At 66.2% G+C, this 18,437-nt stretch carries 15 protein-coding genes, 1 tRNA gene, 1 other RNA gene and 1 pseudogene; 8 read left to right on the plus strand and 10 right to left on the minus strand.

Going from position 1 to position 18,437, the window contains the following annotated elements:
• Nucleotides 1–67: 67 nt before the first annotated feature.
• The 4 genes from ACQP2O_RS54495 (at nt 68) to ACQP2O_RS54510 (ending at nt 3,726) form a co-directional block, all read left to right on the plus strand.
• Complete coding sequence (locus tag ACQP2O_RS54495; RefSeq protein ID WP_433178595.1) at nt 68–1,078, plus strand: sigma-70 family RNA polymerase sigma factor; 1,011 nt, start codon at nt 68–70, stop codon at nt 1,076–1,078.
• A 144-nt stretch (nt 1,079–1,222) separates the two neighbouring features.
• A complete protein-coding gene (locus ACQP2O_RS54500) occupies nt 1,223–1,966 on the plus strand; it encodes an alpha/beta fold hydrolase (protein ID WP_433178598.1) in 744 nt (247 codons plus the stop codon).
• Between the two features lie 20 nt (nt 1,967–1,986).
• A complete protein-coding gene (locus ACQP2O_RS54505; protein WP_433178601.1) occupies nt 1,987–2,997 on the plus strand; it encodes a sigma-70 family RNA polymerase sigma factor in 1,011 nt (336 codons plus the stop codon).
• A 180-nt stretch (nt 2,998–3,177) separates the two neighbouring features.
• A complete protein-coding gene (locus ACQP2O_RS54510; RefSeq protein ID WP_433178602.1) occupies nt 3,178–3,726 on the plus strand; it encodes a dihydrofolate reductase family protein in 549 nt (182 codons plus the stop codon).
• A gap of 318 nt (nt 3,727–4,044) precedes the next feature.
• On the opposite strand, the gene ACQP2O_RS54515 is transcribed toward ACQP2O_RS54510, so the two are convergent.
• From ACQP2O_RS54515 to ffs, 9 genes are all read right to left on the minus strand, one after another.
• Nucleotides 4,045–4,404 carry a nuclear transport factor 2 family protein gene (locus tag ACQP2O_RS54515; protein ID WP_433178604.1) on the minus strand — a complete coding sequence of 120 codons (360 nt, stop codon included), beginning with the start codon at nt 4,402–4,404 and terminating at the stop codon, nt 4,045–4,047.
• 251 nt (nt 4,405–4,655) lie between these two features.
• Nucleotides 4,656–5,039 (minus strand): nuclear transport factor 2 family protein, encoded by a 384-nt coding sequence (locus ACQP2O_RS54520; protein WP_433178606.1) that lies wholly within the window; start codon nt 5,037–5,039, stop codon nt 4,656–4,658.
• Between the two features lie 85 nt (nt 5,040–5,124).
• Nucleotides 5,125–6,195: an aspartate-semialdehyde dehydrogenase gene (locus tag ACQP2O_RS54525; protein WP_433178608.1), complete on the minus strand. Its 1,071-nt coding sequence runs from the start codon at nt 6,193–6,195 to the stop codon at nt 5,125–5,127.
• Nucleotides 6,192–7,460, minus strand: coding sequence for an aspartate kinase (locus ACQP2O_RS54530; RefSeq protein ID WP_433178610.1), 1,269 nt, complete (start codon nt 7,458–7,460; stop codon nt 6,192–6,194). The genes ACQP2O_RS54525 and ACQP2O_RS54530 overlap by 4 nt, the downstream gene beginning before the upstream one ends.
• 154 nt (nt 7,461–7,614) lie before the next feature.
• Entirely contained in the window at nt 7,615–8,163 is a 549-nt protein-coding gene (locus tag ACQP2O_RS54535; protein WP_433178612.1) for a DUF5063 domain-containing protein, read from the minus strand.
• Entirely contained in the window at nt 8,156–8,755 is a 600-nt protein-coding gene (gene recR, locus ACQP2O_RS54540; RefSeq protein ID WP_433178614.1) for a recombination mediator RecR, read from the minus strand. Before recR ends, ACQP2O_RS54535 begins: the two co-directional genes overlap by 8 nt.
• A 225-nt stretch (nt 8,756–8,980) precedes the next feature.
• Nucleotides 8,981–9,364: a YbaB/EbfC family nucleoid-associated protein gene (locus ACQP2O_RS54545; RefSeq protein ID WP_433178615.1), complete on the minus strand. Its 384-nt coding sequence runs from the start codon at nt 9,362–9,364 to the stop codon at nt 8,981–8,983.
• A 167-nt stretch (nt 9,365–9,531) separates the two neighbouring features.
• Nucleotides 9,532–11,703, minus strand: coding sequence for a DNA polymerase III subunit gamma and tau (locus ACQP2O_RS54550; RefSeq protein ID WP_433178617.1), 2,172 nt, complete (start codon nt 11,701–11,703; stop codon nt 9,532–9,534).
• Nucleotides 11,704–11,723: 20 nt separating this feature from the next.
• An RNA gene (gene ffs / locus ACQP2O_RS54555) (signal recognition particle sRNA small type) lies at nt 11,724–11,820 on the minus strand.
• Between the two features lie 50 nt (nt 11,821–11,870).
• Here ffs and ACQP2O_RS54560 point away from each other — a divergent pair.
• From ACQP2O_RS54560 to ACQP2O_RS54570, 3 genes and pseudogenes are all read left to right on the plus strand, one after another.
• Nucleotides 11,871–12,212, plus strand: coding sequence for a DUF952 domain-containing protein (locus ACQP2O_RS54560; RefSeq protein ID WP_433178619.1), 342 nt, complete (start codon nt 11,871–11,873; stop codon nt 12,210–12,212).
• Nucleotides 12,213–12,222: 10 nt separating this feature from the next.
• A tRNA-Ser gene (locus tag ACQP2O_RS54565) sits at nt 12,223–12,310 on the plus strand.
• Nucleotides 12,311–13,631: 1,321 nt separating this feature from the next.
• Nucleotides 13,632–14,225 (plus strand): annotated as a pseudogene (locus tag ACQP2O_RS54570) (transposase); the annotation flags it as partial.
• An 86-nt stretch (nt 14,226–14,311) separates the two neighbouring features.
• Here the strand turns inward: ACQP2O_RS54570 and ACQP2O_RS54575 are convergent.
• Entirely contained in the window at nt 14,312–16,192 is a 1,881-nt protein-coding gene (locus ACQP2O_RS54575) for a DNA/RNA helicase domain-containing protein (protein ID WP_433178621.1), read from the minus strand.
• A 1,088-nt stretch (nt 16,193–17,280) separates the two neighbouring features.
• Between ACQP2O_RS54575 and ACQP2O_RS54580 the strand changes: the two genes are divergently transcribed.
• Nucleotides 17,281–18,429 carry a serine hydrolase domain-containing protein gene (locus tag ACQP2O_RS54580; protein ID WP_433178622.1) on the plus strand — a complete coding sequence of 383 codons (1,149 nt, stop codon included), beginning with the start codon at nt 17,281–17,283 and terminating at the stop codon, nt 18,427–18,429.
• Nucleotides 18,430–18,437 lie beyond the last annotated feature (8 nt).

Raw genomic sequence — 18,437 nt, forward strand, 5'->3', positions numbered from 1 at the left:
TTCGCGCAGCGGCCGGCGTCTGTACGGGGTGGAACCGCACACACGGAGAGAGGCGGCGGGAGTGGAGTTGGCGAGAACGGACCTGGTGTCGAGGGCGCGGGCCGGCGACGGCGAGGCGTTCCGAGCGCTGACCGAGCCGCATCGTCGCGAGCTACAGGTGCACTGCTACCGGATGCTCGGATCGTTTCAGGATGCCGAGGACGCTCTTCAGGACACGATGTTGGCCGCGTGGCGTGGCCTCGACCGATTCGACGGCCGCGCCTCGGTTCGCACATGGCTCTACCGCATCGCGACCAACCGGTGCCTCGACGCGTTGCGCGCCGAGCGCCGGCGTCCCGCGAAGCAGTGGGACGTTCCGGGAGTCGAACCGCCGGAACCGACGGGCTTCGGCGAAATCCATTGGCTCGAGCCCTATCCCGACACCCTTCTGGACGGTGCGATCAGTGTGCCGCTGGGTCCGGAGGCCCGCTACGAGCAATCCGAATCCATTTCCCTGGCGTTTGTGACCGCCCTGCAGATCCTGCCGCCTCGCCAGCTCGCCGTTCTCATCCTGCGCGACGTCCTCGGATTCCACGCCAACGAAGTAGCCGACATGCTCGACACGACCGTCGAATCGGTCAAAAGCGCCCTCAAACGCGCACGTGCGGGCATGCAACATCGACTGCCGGTGACGGCTGCCGGAGCCCAGCCGCCCGCCGCCGACTCGCCTGCCGAGAACGCGATCGCGGCGAAGTTCGTCAGCGCCTACGAATCCGCCGATATCGATGCGTTGGTGGCGCTGTTGACCGACGACGTCTTCATGTCGATGCCACCGATACCGTTGGAGTACCGGGGCCGAGACAGCGTGGCCCGCTTCTGCGCCCTTGTTTTCGGCTCGGCACCGAGATTTGAACTGGTGCCGACGCGAGCCAACGGTCAACCGGCGTTCGGTGTCTACCGACCCACCCCCACCGGTAGTCAGGGAGTCGGCCTGTTCGTGCTCACCCTCGCCGGCGACCGAATCAGCGCCATGACCCGCTTCGAGGAGATCGTCCTCCCTACGTTCGGGCTGCCGCCATCCCTGCCACGTGCACGGTAGAACGCCGTCGACTCATGCCACGTACCGCCGTCATGTCCACCCGATTTCGTGGCGCGTGCCGCCCAGTTTTGCCCGTCGGGTGGGATCTATCTGGGTGACGAGTCATCCGGCGCACCCCGCCGTCACCGACTGACAGGAGTTCGTATGACCCCCGCATCTCTGACGTTCGTGCTGGTCCATGGCGCATTTATGACCGGCGATATGTGGAAGCAGACCGCAAGCGTGCTGCGCGGCGACGGGCACATCGTGCACACCCCGACCCTGGCCGGGCACGATCCGGGCGATCCGATGACGTTGGCGCACGCCGACGCCGTCGCCTCCCTGACCGGGTATCTTCACGACAATGGCCTGTCCGACGTGGTCCTGGTCGGCCATTCGATCGGGGGCGCCTACATCGCCCAAGCCGCCGCACAGGCGCCGACCCGGATCAAGCGGTTGGTGTTCTTGAGCGCGTTCGTTCCCGGTGTCGGCCACGCACTGGCCGACGAATTCCCACCAGCGGACGCCGCCTTCTTCGACATGACCGATCCGGCACAGGGTTTCCTGCTGCCGTTCCCGGTGATCCGCGAACGCGCGTGCAACGACATGGATTCCGCTGCCGCGACAGTGATCTACGCCCAGATGTCGCCCCTTCCGGTCAGATATTTCACCGACAAACTCGACCTCGACACGTTTCACGAGCTGATCGCGTCGGGCGGACTGCACGCCAGTTATGTGAATCCGATCAGCGACATGGCGCTGCCGCCCGGCGAATACGCCTCCTTCCCCCGATTCGCCCAACGTCTGGGTCCGCTTGCCCGGATCCTGCAGATCCCGGGCTCGCACTACGTGATGTTCAACCGACCCGCGGACCTGGCCGAGACGCTCGTCTCGGCAGGCTGCGACTGATTCGATACGAGGACGATGCGGTGACAGCGGAGTTGATCGCCAGGTGCCGGGCCGGTGACGCCGACACGTTCCGCGAGCTCGTCGAGCCCTTCCGTCGAGAACTGATGTCGCACTGTTACCGGTTCCTCGGTTCGATTCACGACGCCGAGGACGCCCTGCAGGAGACGTTGCTGGACGCTTGGAAGGGACTGGGCGCGTTCGAGGCGCGGTCCTCGGTCCGGACTTGGCTCTACCGCGTCGCGACGAACCGCTGTCTCAAGATATTGCGGTCGGCGGGCAGGAGGCCTCGAATGGCGAGTTCCGGTGAAAGCTCGGCCAGGTTCGAGCTGCCCGAGCCATCCGCGCACGGCGAGGTGGTGTGGCTCGAGCCGTACCCCGACGTCCTGCTCGAGGGCCTCAGTGACCCCGCTCCCGGCCCCGAAGCGCGCTACGAGTCCACACAGGCGATATCGCTTGCTTTCGTGACCGCCGTCCAGCTTCTACCGCCACGTCAGCGGGCCGTGCTGATCCTGCGCGACGTGCTCGGCTACCGTGCCGCCGATGTCGCCGAATTCCTCGACACCACGGAGGGATCGGTCACCAGCGCCCTCAAACGCGCCCGCGCCGCCATGCAACAGCGGGCACCCCGAGACGCGCAGCAACCGCCCTCACCCGACTCACCCGCCGAGCGGCTGCTCGTTGAGCGGTTCACCCGGGCCTTCGAAAGATGCGACGTCGACGGCGTCGTCGCATTGCTCGCCGACGACGTTCGCTTGACGATGCCGCCGCTGCCGGTCGAATACCTCGGCCGCGAGGCGGTTACCCGTTTCCAGGCCGCCGTTTTCGCCCAAGCCCCTCGTTATCGTCTGGTCGCGACGCGAGCCAACGGCCAGCCGGCCTTCGGCGTCTATCTCCTGGACGCCCGCACCTCCGCCTGGCACGCCACGGGCCTGATGGTCCTCACCCTCGCCGCCGACCGCATCACCGCTCTGACCCGGTTCGACAACAGCATCCTGGCCCGATTCGGCCTCCCCCGCACCCTCCCCGGATGAGCGCCGCCCACTTCTGCGTGGCGGTGGGATCTGAACGGATGACGGCGCACTGCACGGTGCACCGAAACGTTCAGACGAGATCGAAGGAGCCGACGATGGCCAAGTTCGTGTTCACCTACCGGATGCCCCCGTAATTCACCCAACCGGAACACCGGAAAATCGACTACGGAGGCAAGCGCTATGCGGAAGATAATCGAGTACGTCCTGGTCTCGACCGACGGGGTCTACGAAGACCCCGTGGGCATGATGCGGGTCGGCGAATACCAAGATGAGGCATACCTGCGTGACGGCTTGGGCCTGCTGACCGCGTGCGACGCAATCCTGTTCGGCCGCAACACCTACGAGGCATTCGCCGAACTCTACGGCGGCGGCGGAACCCACAAGCCGATGTGGGCCGACCGGCTCAACACAATCCCGAAATACGTGTTCAGCTCCACACTGGACACGGCCGACTGGGGCAATCCCACCATCGTTCGAGGCGACGTCGTCACCGAAGTGACCCGGCTCAAACAGCAAGACGGCGGGAACCTGCTCATCCTCGGCCACGGCCAGTTCGGGGAAACCCTACTGCGGGAACGGCTGATAGATGTCATAGACCTCACCATCTACCCCCTCCTGCTCGGACGCGGCAAGCAGTACTCCCAAGCCGTTCAACCCGCCAAACTGAAGCTCGCAGCCGTGAAGACCTTTTCAAAGGTCGTGAAGCTGACCTACGAGACCACCAACTGAGACCACGTTGTCACGGGCCGCCGACGACCGGCCCACACTCTGCGGACGCCGTGACCTGGGTGGATCCGTGGGCGACAGTGTCGCCCACGGATCCAGCTGGCTTGCTCGCTCCGGTAAGAGGTGGACCAGGGTGGTACGGCCGGCGCGTGCTTGCGGGCGAGGGCGGGCGTGATCGAGGTGCCTTGGTCTCGGCAGACCGCCCCGGATCTCTTCGAACTGGGTCCCTGCGAGCGTGGCGCCTGATTCTCAGAAACCTTCCATTCTCAGAGCAAGATCAACGAGTGGCCGCGGGGACCATGCGGGCCGCCGATCTGTGTGTCAATCGGTCGTGCTGGCGTGCGCGGCGATGATTCGCCAACCGTGCGTCTCGTCGTATAGCCAAGTACGGGTGTAGCGCATCCTGGCCGCGAACGGCGCCCCGGAGACGGTCCCTTCGACGGTGCCGAGGAACCACGTCACCCCGGTGCGCCCGTCGGCGAGCACGGTCAACTCCTCCTCGGCCACCCTCGTCACCACCTGCGTCCGAGTGCGGTGCAGTTCCAGGTCGTCCGTCTTGGTCTGAACGTTCGCACCGAAGGTGAAGATCAGTCGATCATCCAACAGCCCATCCAGCGCCTCGACATCCCCAGCGAGCTGCGCGGCCTGGAGTCGGCGCTCGGCGTCCCGCAAGTCCTCCATGAGGCACACCCTCCCAGCCGGCGCCGTATCCGCGCCAGGACGTTCACGCTCGGCTGATCTTCGCAATCCGATCCAGGACTCCGATCGCCGGTGAGAATCCACTCCCGATGACATGGCATTGGACACGTAGGACACCTCCTGCCGCGCCGCTCAACGCAAGATTCAGGGAACGAGACGACCAGCGCCTCAGCCCTGCCCAAGGTGAGGTCGGCGACGGCACTTGGCGGCTGACGACATGACCCCAGGCGCGTTCAGTCCGCCGTCGCACCGGCTGGGTTCGCGTCATCGCCGAGATAGGTCCCGTATCCCTCGACCACCAGCGGGCCGTCGAAGATCAGCACCTCGTTGACCAGGCCGCCCTTCTGATTGCGGTAGTTGATGACGAGGCAATCGACGCCAACGTAGGTGTGGAGGACCTCAAACCGCAGGTCGGGAATGCGCCGCAGCCCCTCCGTCCAGTAGGCGCGCAGCGCCGCCTTGCCCTGGATGGTCCCATCACCACCGACAAGCTGAGCCGCGACCGGCGAACGGAACGTCACGTCCTCCGCGAAGTGGGCCAGCAACGCGTCCAAGTCATGGGCGTTCCACGCCGCCACCCAGCCGTCCACGAACTCCCGCACCGCAACATGATCCATGCACGGATTATGTCCGACGCCCTGGCGGCCGGCTGCGTCGGCGCGTCCCGGCGGTGCGTCGCACCGCCGGGACGGCCCTGAAAGATCAGGCGGTGAACTCGGCGGCGACCACCTCGGCGATCTCCGCGGCGTTCAGCGCGGCGCCCTTGCGCAGGTTGTCGCCGCAGACGAACAGCTCCAGCGTGTTCGGGAAGTCGATCGCCTGGCGGATCCGGCCGACGTACGTCGGGTCCGTGCCGACCACGTCGGCGGGCGTCGGGAAGACGCCGTTCGCCGGGTCGTCCATGACCACGACGGTCGGGGCGGCGTCCAGGATCGCGCGCGCGCCCTCCACCGTGACCGGCCGCTCGAACGTCGCGTGGACGGCCAGCGAGTGGGTCGTGATCACGGGCACCCGTACGCAGGTCGCGGAGACCTTCAGGTCGGGGATGCCGAGGATCTTCCGGGACTCGTTGCGGAGCTTGAGCTCCTCCGAGGCCCAGCCGTCCTCCTTGAGCGAGCCCGCCCAGGGCACGACGTTGAGCGCCATCGGGGCCGGGAACGGCGACTCGGTCTCGCCGAGGCGGTTCTGGATCGCCTTGCGCACGTCGCCGGCGGTCTGGCCGAGCGTACGGTCGCCGGCGACGGCCTCGATCTCGGCGTACATGCGCTCCGTGCCGGCCACGCCCGCGCCGGACACCGCCTGGTACGAGGCGACGACGAGGGACTCCAGGCCGTACTCCTCGTGCAGCGCGCCCATCGCGGCCATCATCGACAGGGTCGTGCAGTTCGGACAGCAGATGATGTTCCGGGGCCGGTTCCGTACGGCCTCGGCGTTGACCTCCGGGACGACGAGCGGAACGTCCGGATCCATCCGGAACGCGCCGGACTTGTCGACGACCACCGCGCCGCGCTCGGCGGCGATCGGCACCCAGACCTTCGACACCTCGTCGGGCACGTCGAACATCGCGATGTCGACGCCGTCGAAGACCTCCGGGGTCAGCTCCTGGACGACGAGCTCCTCGCCGCGTACGGGGAGCCGCTTGCCGGCGGACCGGGCGGAGGCGACGAGACGGATCTCGCCGTAGACGTCCTCGCGGGAGGACACGATGTCGCGCATGACGGTGCCGACCGCGCCGGTGGCGCCGACGAGCGCGAGAGTGGGCTTCCTGCTCATCGGCCGGTACCCCCGTAGATAACGGCCTCCACCTGGTCGGCGTCCAGGTCGAACGCGCGGTGGGCGGCGGTGACGGCGGCGTCCACGTCGTCCTGGTCGACGACCACCGAGATCCGGATCTCCGAGGTGGAGATCATCTCGATGTTGACGCCCGCGTCGGCGATCGAGCCGAAGAACTTGGCGGTCACGCCGGGGTGGGACCGCATGCCCGCGCCGATCAGCGAGACCTTGCCGATCTGGTCGTCGTAGCGGAGCGAGTCGAAGCCGATGCGCTCCTTGATCTTGTTGAGGGCCTTGATCGCCGTCTGCCCGTCCGTGCGCGGCAGGGTGAAGGAGATGTCCGTGCGGTTGGTCGCCGCGGCCGAGACGTTCTGCACGATCATGTCGATGTTGATCTCGGCGTCGGCCAGCGTGGAGAAGATCGTCGCCGCTTCGCCGACCTTGTCGGGAACCCCGACGACCGTGATCTTCGCCTCGCTCCGGTCGTGTGCGACGCCGGAGATGATCGCTTGTTCCATCTGGCTTCCCTCGATGCTGTTCTTGACCCACGTGCCGGTCTTGTGGCTGAACGACGACCGGACGTGGATCGGCATGCCATACCGCCGGGCGTACTCCACGCAGCGCAGGTGCAGGATCTTCGCGCCGCACGCAGCCATCTCCATCATCTCCTCGTAGGAGATGTCGGGGATGCGGCGCGCCGCGGGCACGATCCGCGGGTCGGCCGTGAAGATGCCGTCGACGTCGGTGTAGATCTCGCAGACGTCCGCGCCGAGCGCCGCGGCCAGCGCCACCGCCGTCGTGTCGGACCCGCCCCGGCCGAGCGTGGTGATGTCCTTGGAATCCTGGGAGACGCCCTGGAAGCCGGCGACGATCGCGATGGACCCCTCGTCGATCGCGTCCCGGATGCGGCCGGGCGTGACGTCGATGATCCGCGCCCTGCCGTGCGTACCGTCCGTGATCACACCGGCCTGGGATCCGGTGAACGACCGCGCCTCGTGCCCGAGGTTGGCGATGGCCATGGCCAGGAGTGCCATGGAGATGCGCTCGCCGGACGTGAGCAGCATGTCCAGCTCACGTGCGGGCGGAAGGGGGCTGACTTTGTTGGCGAGATCGATGAGCTCGTCCGTCGTATCACCCATGGCGGACACCACGACAACGACGTCGTGGCCGTCCCGCTTCGTGGAAACGATCCGCTGGGCGACGCGCTTGATGCTTTCAGCGTCGGCGACGGAGGAGCCACCGTACTTCTGCACGACAAGAGCCACGCGTGAGCACTCCTCGGATGGGGATCAGGCAGTCGAGACCCGAGTCTACCGAGGTCAGCCCAATACCCGGCCAGATTTGTCCCGATATGCGAGATTTCCCGAAAGTCGTGTAACGCTCCGGAAACCTTGCGACGGAAAGGGATCCACGACGGATCTACCCCGCGACGGGCTCCTCCATGACGTCGAGCCGCGCGCTCGCCGACACGGCGTACAGCGCCCGAAGCGCCGCACCACAGTGGTTGCCCCAGTGGTTGAAGTAGCTGTACTGCCACCACCACAGCGCCTCGAGCTTGCGGTCGGCGTCATAGTGACGCAGCCCGTGCACCAGGTCGCTCGCCACGTCCACGAGATCGTCCGAAAGGCGATATGCGGTGGTCTCGGGATCCTTGTACGGATCGAAGACCTCGGTGTACTCATCGACGTCGGTCAGGCGCTCGGCAAGCCCCTGACGGGTGGAATCGAGATCCGGGTCCTCCCCGACGTCCGGCTCCCAGTTGTCCGGCAGGATCACGTCGGTGCTGGCCCCGAGCTGGGCCCCGGCGAGCGCGATCTGCGACACCTCGAGCAGCAGCAACGGCACCGCGTGGCCACCGGCCTCGCCACGCGCCACGGCGGTCAGCCCCGTCAGGTAGTTTCCGGCGTGCTTCGCCACACGGTCGGCGAGCGTCATCCAGCTGAGCTCAGACTTGCTGTCCTCAGACATCGAGCAGCCTCCGTCCTTCGAACGCGCGACCGAGCGTGACCTCGTCGGCGTATTCCAGGTCGCCTCCCACCGGCAGTCCGCTGGCCAGCCGGGTGACGGTGAGTCCCATCGGTTTCACGAGCCGGGCAAGATAGGTGGCGGTCGCCTCCCCTTCGAGATTGGGGTCGGTGGCAAGGATCAGCTCGGTGACCTCACCGTCGGCGAGGCGCTGCATGAGCTCCCGGATGCGCAGATCGTCGGGGCCGACGCCCTCGATCGGGCTGATCGCCCCGCCGAGCACGTGATAGCGGCCTCGGAACTCCCGCGTCTTCTCGACCGCGACGACGTCCTTCGGCTCCTCCACCACGCAGATCACGTGGGTGTCGCGGCGGGCGTCACGGCAGATCCGGCACTGTTCGGCCTCGGCGACGTTTCCGCAGACGCTGCAGAACCTGACCTTGTCCTTGACCTCCCGCAGCGCCTCGGTCAGCCGCGTGACGTCGGCGGGATCCGCGGCGAGCAGGTGGAAGGCGATCCGCTGTGCGCTCTTCGGTCCGACGCCGGGCAGCCTGCCCAACTCGTCGATGAGGTTCTGGACAACCCCTTCGTACACGGCCCCTCCCTTCTCCTCGTCGACGCGCTCACCGGGAGCGCCGTCTTCGGTGATGTCGTCCGGGAGGCTCTTCTGACCTGGGCAGTGGGCGGACGATCCTCATGCGACGCTCGGCGACCATGAGTCACATCCCCGGACGTCCTTCGAGACCTCCCTGATCGAAGCGCGTCCGGCGAGCGTGGCGAGGCGGGTGCCGCCGCGAGGACGGCACCCGGCCGCCCGAGCTCACATACCGGGCAGACCCAATCCACCGCCCAGGCCGCCCAGGCCCTCGGTCAATGGTCCCATCTTCTCCTGCGCCAACTTCTGCGCCTCTTCCACGGCGTTGTGGATCGCCGCGAGGACCAGATCGGCGACCGTCTCGGCGGTGTCCGACGGGTCCGCGGGGTCGATCGCGGCCGGATCAATGACGATCTTGGTCACTTCGTTCTGCCCGTTGACCGTCGCGGAGACAAGGCCGCCACCGGCGGTGCCCTCGACCTCCGCCTGCGCGAGTTCGCGCTGCAGGCTCATGAACTGCTCCTGCATACGCTGCGCCTGCTGCAACATGTGCTGGATATTCGGCTGGCCACCGGGTTCCACGGTGCTCTCCTCATTCAGATCGTCCAATGAGACGAGACTACGGGGTCCGCCCCGAATCCGGTATGTGGCTCTGCGCAACCGGTACGGCCGTGCCGAAACGCCTCCCGCCCGCCCGACGAGGCCCGTACGAAAGGCGCGGGACCGATCGAGGCGGGGCGGCATGACCGCGTCGTTACCGATCCTTTTGCCGATCGTCAGGTGTTGTCGAACTCCTGGATGACCTTTCCGCCGAGCACCTGCTCGATCAGGGCCATCCCGGTGAGCACGGCCTCGCTGTCCGCGTCGGCGTCGCCTTCGGGGTCGACCTCGTCCGCCTCGTCCACAGGCTCGGGTGGCGGTGGCGGAGGCGCGCTGGGCGGCGGAACCGGCGCCGACTCAGGCGGCGGCGTCGTACGGGTCTCGCGCGGCGGGGTCGCCGGGGCACCCCACCCACCGGGATCCGGTGGCGGCGGTGCCGGCCGCGAGGCCTGCCCCGAACCGCCCTCGAGAACCGCGTCGATGCGCCACTCGACGCCGAGGATCTCCTTCAGCGCGTCACGGAGGACGGCGTCCTTGCCCCCGGTCGTGAAACCGCGCCGCTTGCCCTCGTTGGCGAACGCGAGGGTCAGCACCTCCCCCTGCAGCGACGCGACCTCGACGCCCTCCATGAGGACGATCCAGGCGACCTTGCTCCGCTGCTTGACCGCCTCGAGAATGTCGGGCCACATCCGCCGGATCGCGGCGACGTCCACCCCACCGGCCGGGGCACTGGGGGCCGCCGACGGCTCGGAGGCGGACTGGCCGTACGAAGACGCAGAGCCGGAGGACTGGCCGGGCGCCGATGTCGATGCTGACGGCTGACCGTGGGAGGACGCCGGGCCGGCCTCGGATGGCCGGCCGGACGACTGCCCGCCACTGGAGGGCCGAGCGGGAACCGGCCAGTCCGCACTCCCGCCCTGGACGCCGGCGGGCCCGTCACCGCCGGGGGGCCGCCGGTCCCCCTGGGACGTCCGGGTCTGACCTGTGGCCTGCGACCCATGCGCGGCGGAGGGCTGCGGCCGATCGGCCTCGGGCGGAGCCGCGACCCGTGCCTGCGGAGACTCCGACTGCGGCCGCCCTTGGGCAGGGGGCGGCTGAGACGAGGCCACGGGCGAAGGCTGCGGCGCGGATGCCGCCGGGGTCTGGGGGGTGTGCGGCATCGGCGCGGCGGCCGGGGCCGCGCCGCCGACCGCGACGCGGCGCTCGAGCCGCTCGAGGCGGGTGAGCAGCGACGCCTCGTCGTCGTACGCGCCGGGCAGCAGGATCCGGGCGCTGATCAGCTCGAGCAGCAGCCGCGGCGACGTCGCCCCGCGCATCTCCGTGAGGCCGGTGTGCAGCAGATCGGCGGCGCGCGTCAGCTCGGCGGAACCCAGCCGCGACGCCTGCGCCTGCATCCGCTCCAACTCGTCCGGCGGAACGTTCAGCAGGCCCGTCGCGCCGGAGTCGGGGACGTTCGACAGGATGACGAGGTCACGGAAGCGTTCCAGCAGGTCGGCGGCGAACCGCCGCGGGTCCTGCCCGCCTTCCATCACACGGTCGATCGCGGCGAACACCGCCGCCCCGTCATGAGACGCCACCGCGTCCACGACCTCGTCCAGCAGGGCCGAGTCGGTGTAGCCGAGCAGCGACACCGCGCGGGCGTACGTGATGCCCTCTTCACCCGAGCCCGCCAGGAGCTGGTCGAGGATCGACTCGGAGTCACGCGCCGACCCCGCGCCGGCCCGCACGACCAGCGGGATCGCGGCGGGCTCGTACGGCACGGCCTCCTTCTGGAGGATCTCCTCCAGCAACTCACGGAGGGTGCCCGGCGGGATCAGCCGGAACGGGTAATGGTGGGTCCGCGACCGGATCGTCCCGATGACCTTCTCGGGCTCGGTCGTCGCGAAGATGAACTTCAGGTGCGGCGGAGGCTCCTCGACGAGTTTCAGCAGCGCGTTGAACCCCTCACGGGTCACCATGTGCGCCTCGTCGATGATGTAGATCTTGTAGCGCGCAGCCACCGGCGCGAAGAACGCGCGCTCCCGCAGATCACGGGCGTCGTCGACACCACCGTGGGACGCCGCGTCGATCTCGATGACGTCGATGTGGCCCGCGCCAGAGGGCCCGAGCGCCACACAGGACTCGCACACGCCGCACGGATCCGGAGTCGGACCCTTCTCGCAGTTCAGCGAGCGGGCGAGGATGCGCGCACTCGACGTCTTGCCGCAACCACGCGGCCCACTGAACAGGTAGGCGTGGTTGATGCGCCCATTGCGCAACGCCTGCTGAAGCGGCTCGGCGACGTGCTCCTGCCCCTTGAGCTCGGCGAACGTCGCTGGCCGGTACTTGCGGTACAGAGCCAGACTCATGGGGGTCCGTCCTCGTCGAAAAAGAGGACCCCCCGCACACCCGTCAGAGCCTGCTTATCCTTGCTGCCTTCCGGCCCTGGGGAGGTTCACAGGATGGACGCCGTGCGAGGGGTCTGCCCCGAGTCTATGGCATCCGGCGGACGGGTTCGGCCCGTACGCTCTGCTTCATGGCAGGGGATCTCGAGGACACGCGGACACCTATCTTCCACATCGCCGAGCGGTCAGAGTGGGAGGCCGCACGCGACGCCGGCCGCCCGTACGAGGTGTCGACCCGCGGCCGTACGCTGGCCGAGGAGGGCTTCATCCACGCCTCCCGGGACGAGGAACAGGTACGCAAGGTCCGACGCGCCTTCTACGCCGACCTCGACGATCTGGTACTTCTGGTCGTCGACCCGGAGGGTCTGGACGTCCGGCACGAGCCCGTCGGAGACGACGTCTTCCCCCACATCTACGGCCCGATCCCGCCGAGCGCGGTTATCGAGGTTCGCACACTGCCGGAGAACCGGTAGGCTCTTCGGCGGAGGATTCGCCTAGTGGCCTAGGGCGCACGCTTGGAAAGCGTGTTGGTGGCAACGCCTCGCGAGTTCGAATCTCGCATCCTCCGCCAGCTGATCAGGCACGATGCCGGGCCGGTACCCCTGGGGTACCGGCCCGGCATGTCTCTAGTCTCATTTGCGCTCACTCAGAGGCCGGTGCGACGAGGCATTTTACGGACTGTCTTCAGGCCACGGCGGCGGTGGAGGCGGAGGGACACGCCCGGCGCTGATACTCGCCGGACGTACACGGCGCCCGATAGGGTCGGATTGCCTCTCTACAGTGAGAGTGGCGTGGGGTCTCTTCTCGACCGTAGGAATCACCGAAAGGTGATCACAACCGAGGAGGTCGCATGCCTCTCTGGCGTCGGAAGCCCGACTCCCGTCGGGGACTTGGCAAGAGGGGCTGGAACCACTCGGCCATGCGACGGGCGCGTATGGACATGAGAGCGGCGGTCATGAATCTGGTCGCTGCGATCATCCTCTTGGCCCTCGCCGTGTGGCCGATGGCGCACCATCTTCTGATCGCGCGCCACGGCCGCTAGATCGCGCCAACGATCTAGCGGACGCAACGGTTTCAACCTGCCCTCCGCTGTGACGCCTACCAGTGACATAGCGGAGGGCACCTTTGTCCCAATCAAGCTGCCGTCAGCGACGACGCTAAACCGGTGTACACACACAATGCCTGTTGGACGCGACAGGTGGCAAGCCACCACGCCGCCATCGATCGACCCAAATGCACGCCACAGACCCTTCCCATCGCATGCATTTGCGCAGCTCAGAGGAATTTTACCCTCGCCACCCAACTAGGCAACCAGCCAACGATGCCAAGCCGGGTACAACAGTAAATCCCCCCACAAGGGACACATGCCCCTCTGACACGTTTGCCCAGCTCAGAGCCGTACCGATCGGCCCACCGGCTGCCAGCAGGCGGCTCGCTAGCAGCGGCATTGGCCGATTGACGACAAATGATCTTTTTCGCCAGCAGGTAGTCAGGTATCAACAGGCAGCCCAGTAACACGTACAGGTGCACGCGCACCTGTACGTGCAGGAGATACAGCAACCCCAGACACGTTCGTCCAGCTCAGAGCCATGTCGGCCAGCCCTTTGGCTGTCAGCAGGCGCCTCACTTCGCCGACAGCGGCGATGACCGGTTGAAAGTCAGGTGCTGGCTCGTTAGCTGCAGAAGGAGCCCACCAAGGCCAACCTACGCACGACGATCGCCGCAATGATCGACATCAAGCGAGGGGGGTCTTCGATCAACGAGGCGCCACGGGTCGCGGTTGCGTGCACGGACGTGGTGTATGAGTTTCCGCTGATCAGAGGCATAGCGTCGTGAACTGAGACGGCCATCGCGTGATCCTTCGAGATGCGAAGTCAAGGGAGACCAGCGCGATGGCCGTGGACAACAGTGTGGACCCTGCCGGGTGGTTCGCCGAGCAGATCGGGGCGTGTGAGCCGGATCTGCTGCGGAAGATGGTCAAGACCATGGCCGAGGCGCTGATGAGCGTCGAGGCGGATACGATCTGCGAGGCCGGCTACGGCCAGCGCAGCGACGGGCGCGTCAACCGGCGTAACGGCTACCGGGAGCGGGACTGGGACACCCGCGCGGGCGCGATCGAACTCGCGATCCCGAAGCTGCGCTCGGGGTCACACTTCCCCGAGTGCCTGCTGGAACGCCGTCGTCGGGCCGAACAGGCCCTGATCTCGGTGGTGGCCACCTCGTATCTGCTGGGCGTCTCGACCCGCCGCGTCGACAAACTCGTCGACCAGCTTGGCATCAAGGGCATCTCCAAGAGCCAGGTCAGTGAGATGAGCAAGGTCTTGGACGTTCAGGTCACCGCGTTCCGCAACCGGGCTTTGGACGCCGGTCCTTACACGTTCGTGTGGATGGACGCCCTGACCCAGAAGGTCCGCGAGGGCGGCCGGACCGTCAACGTCTACGTGCTGGTCGCGACCGGCGTGAACGCCGATGGGCACCGGGACGTCCACGCGGGTGGTGTATGAGCCAACCTTCCCGTGATCCTGTTTCTGCAGGTCGCGACACGGTCACTACTTCCGCAACGAAGATCTGATCACCCGATCGGTACGTCAGTCTGTGCCGCTGTCCGAAGGAATTGCTGGGTTTCACGATCGGTCGAATAGATTATCGTGCCAACCATGCCCCGAGTGAACAGCACCTTATATATATTGCGGACCAGTCGATCGGCCGCCTCGTCCGTTACCGTACGTCGCCGGAGTGCAGGGTCATGATTTTCTCCGCGTACAGTAACCAGACGCCCTTCACGATATACAAGATCTGGGCCGATAATCACGCCGTTCCAGTCGTACTCGAAGCCCTGAGCGGTATAGACGGACCCGACCTGTTCGAAGCCACCGTCCATCGTTGACCACAACGCACTGGGCGGCGCGGTTCCGACAGCCCGTTCGCCCTTAACACTCCAGGGCCTGGCCCAGTCGCCAATCGCCACGTCCGGGACTAGGGTACGGTGGTCACGCGGGTCACTCCACGGCCAACAGTAGCCAGCGGTAATCCGGGCCGAATATCCGCGCTCTAGATTGCCACGCAGTACCGCTTCCATTTCATTTGGCGAATCAGCCAGGATGATTTTAAATCGATCATCGCCTGTCCACAGCAGCGGTCCACCTTCAGCCAGGCCGAGCAGCCTCAGCACCCATTCCTCGTATTTGCGGCTGCCGCCGCATCTGAATTGCTCGTTAAGTACGACTTCGATGACTTTCAGCCCCTTAGCTTCAGCGTGGCCGCGAATCTGCGCCAGGGAACCCATCTCTCCAGGGTGTACAACCTGATATTCGTCAAGAAGGAAGACCGGCACACGTGCCGCGTCAATCAACTCCTCGACTTGCGGTCGGTCAGTGCGCAGCGAAGCTGGAGTAAAGCGGTTGGATGACACAGCCCGAATCCGGTGCGCCTCATCGCAAATGAGGACATCCAAGCCGTTCTTTGGGGCGTCGATGAAGCTATTGAAATACTTGAAGAGATTCTTTGTCTGGGACGAGCCTCTGGCCACATAGCGGCGCATCGTCTGCGTAAATGCTCTAGACCCCGTGGCATGCGCAACGGAGAGGCCTTGCCGGGATAGGTTTCCAAGCAGCGATAGTCCGATTGTACTTTTCCCGCTGCCAGGCCCACCGGTGACAACAACAATGGTCTTCTGATCCCCCAACCTTGCTTTTTGAACTGCGTGCAATACGAGCTCGTAAGCCAGACGCTGCTCGTCGAGCAGGGTGAACTGCTCTCGATTCCTGATCTCCTCTCCAGCGAGTTTTAGGAGCTGCTTGGATGGCCGCACCTTGCTTTGCAGCAGCCGGTCGCCCGCCTGTCGTCCTGGCTGAGCGGCGAACCGACGACGAAGGTATTCCAGAAACGCACCCCGAGTGGCTGCGGTGAACAAGCGCGCACGGCTATCTTCTGCGGCATCGTGGAGATCGGCTACATCATCCGGGGCCACGTCGTACAGGTACGTCACGGCGTGTACCGCGTCCGGCCGATCTGCCAGGGCAGGGATGAAGTCGACGATGTAGTCGCGGTAGCTCTTGGCCTGAAGCATCGGGTGCAGAACGGGCTGGTCAGACGCGCCACCGCCCACGAGGCTTCGACGAGGGTCGTCCTCCCATATCTCGGCACGGCTCCACTGCTTGAGCTCCAGCACTACGTAGGTGTCGGCACCAGTCCGTCGATCAAGTCCGGCAAGTACGACGTCGGCCCGTTTGCTGGTTAGAGGAAGCTGATACTCGATCAGCATCTCGATCTGGCCGAGCCCCGCATCGACAAGATCCCATGCCAAGGTGGGCAAGCTGCGATCCCACGACCGACGCTCTGACCTCGAGGCCAGCAGATCGTTCACCGTCCGGAGATGTTCAGCGATCGCCTCGCTGACCGGTCGCTCGGATAGCAACAGCAGTGCCTCAGCGGTACTACGAAAGGCCGTCATTGAGCTCCTGCCTGGCATACACGAGACCTGAGGTTACCTCGACGCCAGTCTGACGGGTTGCCATGTTCGAACGCTTGGGCGACAAGCACGCCCTGGTCGGCTATGGTTTCGCCTGAAACCACGGCCCACCAGGCTTCCGCCCCAGTGCGGACATGCCTTCACCCGGAGGAGTTTCATCATGCTTTCGTGCTGCACGCAGGCGGTCGCCGCATGAGCGAACTGCCCAAGCCCTCAGAGCCTTTCACCGGACGGATGCGCCGTATGGAGCGCAACGTAGATGCCTTCACCGGGCTCCTCTTGAAGATCATCCGACACTGCTGCCAGGTACTGGACACTTCCTGGCCTCTGATCTGGAGGATTGCCCTGCTGTGTCTGGCGGTCTCCCTTCTCCTGAAGGGCCAGCCGCTAGCGGTGCTTGAGCGGTTCCGTCGTTAGTCGCCTGAAGGCCCGGAACCGAGCAGCCACGATGCTTCCGGTATCTCAGACCGGATCGACGTAGTCTCATTTCTCGCCTCATTCGCCCTCGTTCACGAGCGTCTGCAGGCACCCGCTGGACTGCTCCGGCCCTGGCCGTGGACGCTCCCGATCTCGGCTGTACGTACATCCGCAGACTTGGAAAGCGTGTTGGTGGCAACGCCTCGCGAGTTCGAGTCTCGCTTCCTCCGCCAGCCTGAGCAGGCAGAACACCGGGCCGGTACCCCTGAGGTACCGGCCCGACGCGCTTTCTGGTCTCGGTTGGCCATGTGAACTTGCGAGCGGCGACATCGCCGCACGGCGGCATACGAACAATCCTCATGTCGTCCACCAGTGCCGCAACGTCGTCGAACGTTGCTTCCGCCGCCTCAAACCAGTGGCTGTCGCCAGGCATAGCGCCAGGGCCGGTGTCCGACGGACACTGGCCCTTCGTGATCTCTGGTCTCAGTCGCCTCGTCACGGCCGGCCTGGGCTGAGCATCGCAACCCGGCGTCTTTGGCGGGTCTATCACTCGTGATGAGGTCACAGCGCGGTCACAGGTTCGCGGACCGGGGTGTGACCGCCTGTTGCCTAGAACGGTTCACGACGTGACTCCCAAGCAAAGGATCATCGTTGTGAATCGTGCGACGACGGCCCGGGTCGCTGGTTTGGCCTGCGCGATGCTGACGCTGAGCATCGCCGCGCCCGCGACCGCCGCCACCGCTGAGCGGGCCGGCCGCAGCCGGCCTCAGGTCGGGAATGTGCGGAAGGCGATGGAAGCCCTCGCCAAGTCCGCCGGAGTGGTGGGCGCGATCGGCGAGGTGTACGTCGACGGCAAGCGCGTCGGCAAGGGGTCGGCCGGCTCCCGTCTGCTCGGAGGTAAGCGCGGCAGGATCCCCGCCGGTTCCCGCTACCGCATCGGGTCGCAGACGAAGCAGATCACCGCCACGGTGCTGCTGCAACTGGTCCAGGAGGGCCGGCTCAGCCTGGACGACAAGCTCAGCAAGGTCCTGCCGGAGGTGGCTGCGCAGGGTCTGGTGGAGCGGGCCGATGACATCACCGTGCGGGAGTTGATCCGGCACACCTCCGGCATCCCGGATTTCTTCGACAGCGGACGGTTCGACGACTTCGACTTCACCACCTACTACCGTCCGGTCGATCTGGTGAAGGCCTCCCGGAGCCTGCCCCGGACCGGGGAACCGGGAGAGAAGTTCTCCTACTCCAACACCAACTACGTGCTCATCGGAATGATCATCGAGCGACTCACCGGCCGTACCCTGTCGGATGAGTTCACCCGGCGGATATTCGCACCGCTCAGGATGAAGAGCACGTATCTGACCTTCAAGCCTCCGCAGGGCATCAAGGGGCCGCACGGGCATGGCTACTTCCCCGATGCCGAGGGTAGGCCACGCGACGCGGATCGGCAGAATGCGAGCTTCGGCGGCGCGGCCGGAGGGATCGTCTCCACCGCGCATGACATCAGCGTCTTCCGGCGTGCGTTCAGTCAGGGCAGACTCCTGCCGCCCGCGCTTCAACAGGAGATCGTGCCGCCGGCGCCCAAGCCACAGGCGAGTGGGGCGACGCCGCCCCCTCGCGTATGCGGCGGTGAGCCCGCGCTGGAGCTGCAGGCGGGAAGTGGGCCGGGATTCGCCGCCGTCACCTTCGCCACGCCCGACGGCCGCCTGCAGTTCGCCGTGTCGGCCACGCTGAGCGTTTCCAACATGACCTTCGACCCGGCCGCTCTCAACAAAGCCGCCGAAGCAGTGCTCTGCCCCACGAAATAACCTAGGTC

The sequence above is a fragment of the Actinoallomurus sp. CA-150999 genome (assembly GCF_050942425.1).
In the GTDB taxonomy this organism is placed as follows: Bacteria; Actinomycetota; Actinomycetes; order Streptosporangiales; family Streptosporangiaceae; genus Actinoallomurus.